Source organism: Aquisalimonas sp., from assembly GCF_007120195.1.
GTDB lineage: Bacteria > Pseudomonadota > Gammaproteobacteria > Nitrococcales > Aquisalimonadaceae > Aquisalimonas.
Genome location: NZ_SKOG01000121.1, coordinates 1 through 4,028 on the forward strand (window position 1 = coordinate 1; position 4,028 = coordinate 4,028).

At 66.1% G+C, this 4,028-nt stretch carries 4 protein-coding genes; 2 read left to right on the forward strand and 2 right to left on the reverse strand.

Going from position 1 to position 4,028, the window contains the following annotated elements:
• A partial coding sequence (locus tag QZT63_RS09240; RefSeq protein WP_290650554.1) for a pirin family protein occupies positions 1–755 on the forward strand: 755 nt, incomplete at its 5' end.
• Positions 756–1,080: 325 nt separating this feature from the next.
• Here QZT63_RS09240 and QZT63_RS09245 read toward each other — a convergent pair.
• Together QZT63_RS09245 and QZT63_RS09250 are read right to left on the reverse strand one after the other, a co-directional pair.
• Complete coding sequence (locus QZT63_RS09245; RefSeq protein WP_290650556.1) at positions 1,081–1,353, reverse strand: DUF4242 domain-containing protein; 273 nt, start codon at positions 1,351–1,353, stop codon at positions 1,081–1,083.
• A 165-nt stretch (positions 1,354–1,518) separates the two neighbouring features.
• On the reverse strand, positions 1,519–1,791 hold the full coding sequence (locus QZT63_RS09250) for a hypothetical protein (protein ID WP_290650558.1): 273 nt from the start codon (positions 1,789–1,791) through the stop codon (positions 1,519–1,521).
• A gap of 105 nt (positions 1,792–1,896) precedes the next feature.
• Here QZT63_RS09250 and QZT63_RS09255 point away from each other — a divergent pair, with 105 nt between their 5' ends.
• Positions 1,897–3,720 (forward strand): S49 family peptidase, encoded by a 1,824-nt coding sequence (locus tag QZT63_RS09255; RefSeq protein ID WP_290650560.1) that lies wholly within the window; start codon positions 1,897–1,899, stop codon positions 3,718–3,720.
• The last annotated feature ends 308 nt before the right edge of the window (positions 3,721–4,028 follow it).

Here is a 4,028-nt window from a genome sequence, read left to right on the forward strand (position 1 = left end):
AATTTCTCACTGGCCAGGGCATCGACGTGCGACCGCACCCGCACATCGGCCTGGGCACGGTCACGTACCTGTACGACGGTGACCTGCACCATCGCGACAGCCTGGGCACGGACCAGGTGATTCACCCCGGCGCCGTGAACTGGATGGTCGCGGGGCGCGGTGTCACCCACTCGGAGCGCACCTCCGAGCAGGGGCGCAGAGGCCCCAGCGGGCTGTTCGGTATTCAGACCTGGGTCGCGCTGCCGGAGGCCTACGAGGAAACGGCTCCGCTGTTCGAACACCACGGTGATGCGCAGTTGCCGATCGTCGAGCACGAGGGCGTGCACGTGCAGCTGCTCTTGGGCACCGCGTACGGTGAACGCGCGCCGGCAAACCTCTATTCGGAAGCGTTCTACGCCGACGTCCGGCTTGAGCCGGACGCCCGGTTTCCGATGCCGGACGACCACGAGGACCGCGGCATGTACGTGGTTGAAGGAGCCGTTATCATCGCCGGCCAGGTGTTCGAGGCCGGCCGAATGATGGTGTTCCGCCCCGGCGACCGCATCAGCGTGGCGGCTGGCGATCGCGGGGCCCGCCTGATGATTCTCGGCGGGGAAACCCTGAACGGCCCGCGGTATATCTGGTGGAACTTCGTCGCCTCGTCGAAGGAGCGTATCGAGGAGGCCAAGCGCCACTGGCGTGCGGAGAACTGGGGCGTGGGTCTGTTCGAACTGCCGCCCGGTGATCGGGATGAGCACATCCCGTTGCCCGACTAGCGCTGCCCAACACCCACATCAGGGCTGAGCGCTAACTGCGCTTCTACACCCTGCGCTGGCGCATCGACGACTGGCACCGGGTGCTGAAGCCCGGCTGCTGCATCGAGGAACTCGGCCATCACACCGCCGAGCGCCTCGAGCGCGCGATCGCGATCCGCATGGTCATTGCCCGGCGCCGCTAATGGGCAGGCCTCACCGCCAATGAATCAAGTGATGCAAAGGCCATCCATCAACGCGTGGCACGGAATTCACGCCCCACGGTCCGCAGACGTCTCTCCTGCAGACCGGCCGGCGGCTATGTCGGGGATGCGGGGTCGCGGACGAACTATGCCGCGGTCGTCGGATCGATCATCTTCTTCACTTCGACGATCCGGTTCGCCGGGAATCCGCTGATTTCCGCATGTTTGCGGATGACGTCCTCATCCTTGGCAAGATAGATGCAAAACGTCCGGTCCCCGGCGACATAGGATTCCTGCCACTGAATATCGGGGGCAAGCTGCGCCAGCGCCTCGTTGGACTTGGCCGCAGCGGCGCGGAGCTGTTCCCGCTCGAAGGTGCCGACTTCCGGGATTTCGCGTTCTATCACGAACTTTCGCATGGCTGGCCTCCATCTCCCTTGTGAAGCGTTTGGGGTCAACGCGCAAAATGCGTTGCTCTGCCGGAGTCGGGGCCGCCGCGGCGCGGTGCGAAATGCCCCACCTTCCGAGAGCATAGTACGAATAATATCCGCCGTACATTGGAATGGCCCGGCGGCGTCCCGCCGTCATTCCGCGACCATGAACCCCGGTTCGCCCGGTTCGCCCGGTTCGCCCAGCGCGTCGGCGCGATACGGCTCGATCTCCGTCACCCGGGTAGTTGGCCCTCCGGGACTCGGTGTCTGAAGGCGCCTGCGATCCGGCGAGGAACGCAGGAGCAGAGTTGGCTTATTTGGAGGGCTCAGCATCGTGGCCTGCCCCCGCAGGGGCAGGTCGACGGCCGAGCGGGTGGTGCGCACGACCATAAGGTGCTGGTTTCGGCGGACGAAAAGAACGGTCATACCGCCTATACTTAGCCCCCTCTATTGTTCAAGGCAAGGTGACTGGCTTTATGTGCCAGGACGGGTTACCGAGGACGTAACGAAGCGGAAGGGGAGTAGGGTTCGATGCGGGTTGTCTTGTTTCTATTGAAGTGTGTCGTGGGCTTTTTCGCCAGCGTCGGTCTGATCGTGGTCGTTTTGGTCGCCCTTGGCCTCTCCGCCTGGGAGGATTTCGCCGAGTGGCGTGCGCCGGAGTTGGTTGTGCCGGAGGATTCTATTCTCGAGTTGGACCTGACCCACGGTGTGGTGGAGCGCCGGCCGGACAGCCTGATCGCCCGCGCCACCGCCGCGCCCGCCGTGTTGCTGCCCGAGGCGGTGGATGCACTGGAGCAAGCGGCGGATGACGAACGCATCGGCGGCGTACTGGTGCGCCTGGGCCGGGGCGACCTGGGGCTCGCCCAAGCGCAGGAACTGCGCGAGGCGGTGAAGGGCTTCCGGGACAGCGGCAAGCCCGCCTACGCCTTCGCCAATTCAGTGGACGGTGGTCTGGCCGCCGGTGGGGCAAGCACGATTCACGCCTATCTGTCGAGCGCCTTCGACCAGGTCTGGGTGCAGCCCGCCGGGGAGTTTGGTCTGCTGGGCTTCCACCTCGAAAGCCCATTCGCCGGGGAGCTTTTCGAGCATATCGGCATCGAGGCGCGCATGGATCAGCGCCAGATCTACAAGGGCTTCGCGGACCGTTTCACCGGCATGGACATGCCGGATGAACAGCAGGAGAACCTGCAGCGCCTGCTCGACTCCTGGCTTACGCAGGTGGTCTCGGGACTGATGGAGGAGCGCGGTCACGCAGAGGAGCAGCTTCGCGAGTTGATCGACGGTGGCCCACTCTCTGCCGAGATGGCGCGCGAAGCCGGGCTGATCCATGCGCTGGGCTATCGCGACGAGGCCGAAGCGGCGCTGCGCGAGGCAATCGAAGGAGAAGGGGAGATCGTCCCCCTTGCGCGCTACGCCGCCGAGCGCTCGTCCAATGTGCCGGCGGACGCGCCCCGCATTGCCCTGGTGCATGGGCTCGGTATGGTCGCCCAGGGTGAGAGCGAAGGTGACCCGATGACCGGGCGGACCAGCATGGGTGCCGATACCGTCGTTTCGGCCATCGAGGCGGCGTTGGCCGACGAGGGTGTCGAGGCCATCGTGCTGCGGGTGAGCAGTCCCGGTGGAAGCTACGTCGCTTCCGACACGATTTGGCGGGCGGTACGCAAGGCCGCCGAGGCCGACAAGCCGATGGTCGTCTCCTTCGGCGATATCGCCGCTTCAGGCGGCTACTTCGTCGCCGCGCCCGCGAACGCCATCGTGGCGCAGCCGGGTACCGTCACTGGCTCGATCGGCGTTGCGGCGGGCAAGTTCGTGTTAACCGGCCTCTGGGATCGCATCGGGGTGAACTTCGAACGGCTGAAGGCAGGGGAACAGGCCGACTTCTGGAGTGCGAACACCGACTTCTCAGACACGCAGTGGCAGCGTTTCCAGGGCTTTCTGGATCGCAGCTACGCCGACTTCGAAGGGCGGGTCGCCTCCGGCCGCGACCTTGAAGGCGACGCGCTGAGCGAGGCTGCCGGTGGGCGCGTATGGAGCGGCGCGGACGCGATGGATCTCGGGTTGATCGACCACCTCGGCGGCTTGCGCGATGCCGTGGCAGTGGCGCAGGAGATGGCCGGGATCGACCCGGAGGTCCGCCCCCGCCTGGAGCCCTTCCCCCGCCCGGTGGATCCCTTCCGCGAACTGCTGCGCGGTGCACTGGACGGCCGCGTGGAGAGCCCGGCCGCGCAGAGCCTCGCGCGCCTGGCGGAAAGCCTGCGGCCGCTGGTCGACCTGGTGGCGATCCTGGAGGGGCGCGACTCGGGCGCGCCCGAACTGCGCGCGCCGGAAGCGGTGCAGGAGCTTGGAGAGAGGTAGAGACGCTACACGGAGCCGCCAGCAAGCGATCCGATTTGAAAAGCACGTCCCTGCCATGGCACCGGGCCCGATCGAAGGGCGTAGGGGGTCATTAGCGCCAGCGTAATGCACCGTCACACAAACCGCGCCGCGGGCGCACAAGCGCAGCTTGAGTTGTGCGCCTGCGGCGCCCTATCATTGACGGCGGGTTACGCTGCGCTAACCCGCCCTACGTGGTGGAGTCCTGCCATGGTAACGGGCCCGATCGCAGGGCGTAGGGTGTCATTAGCGCCAGCGTAATGCACCGTCAAAAAACCCGCGCCGCAGGC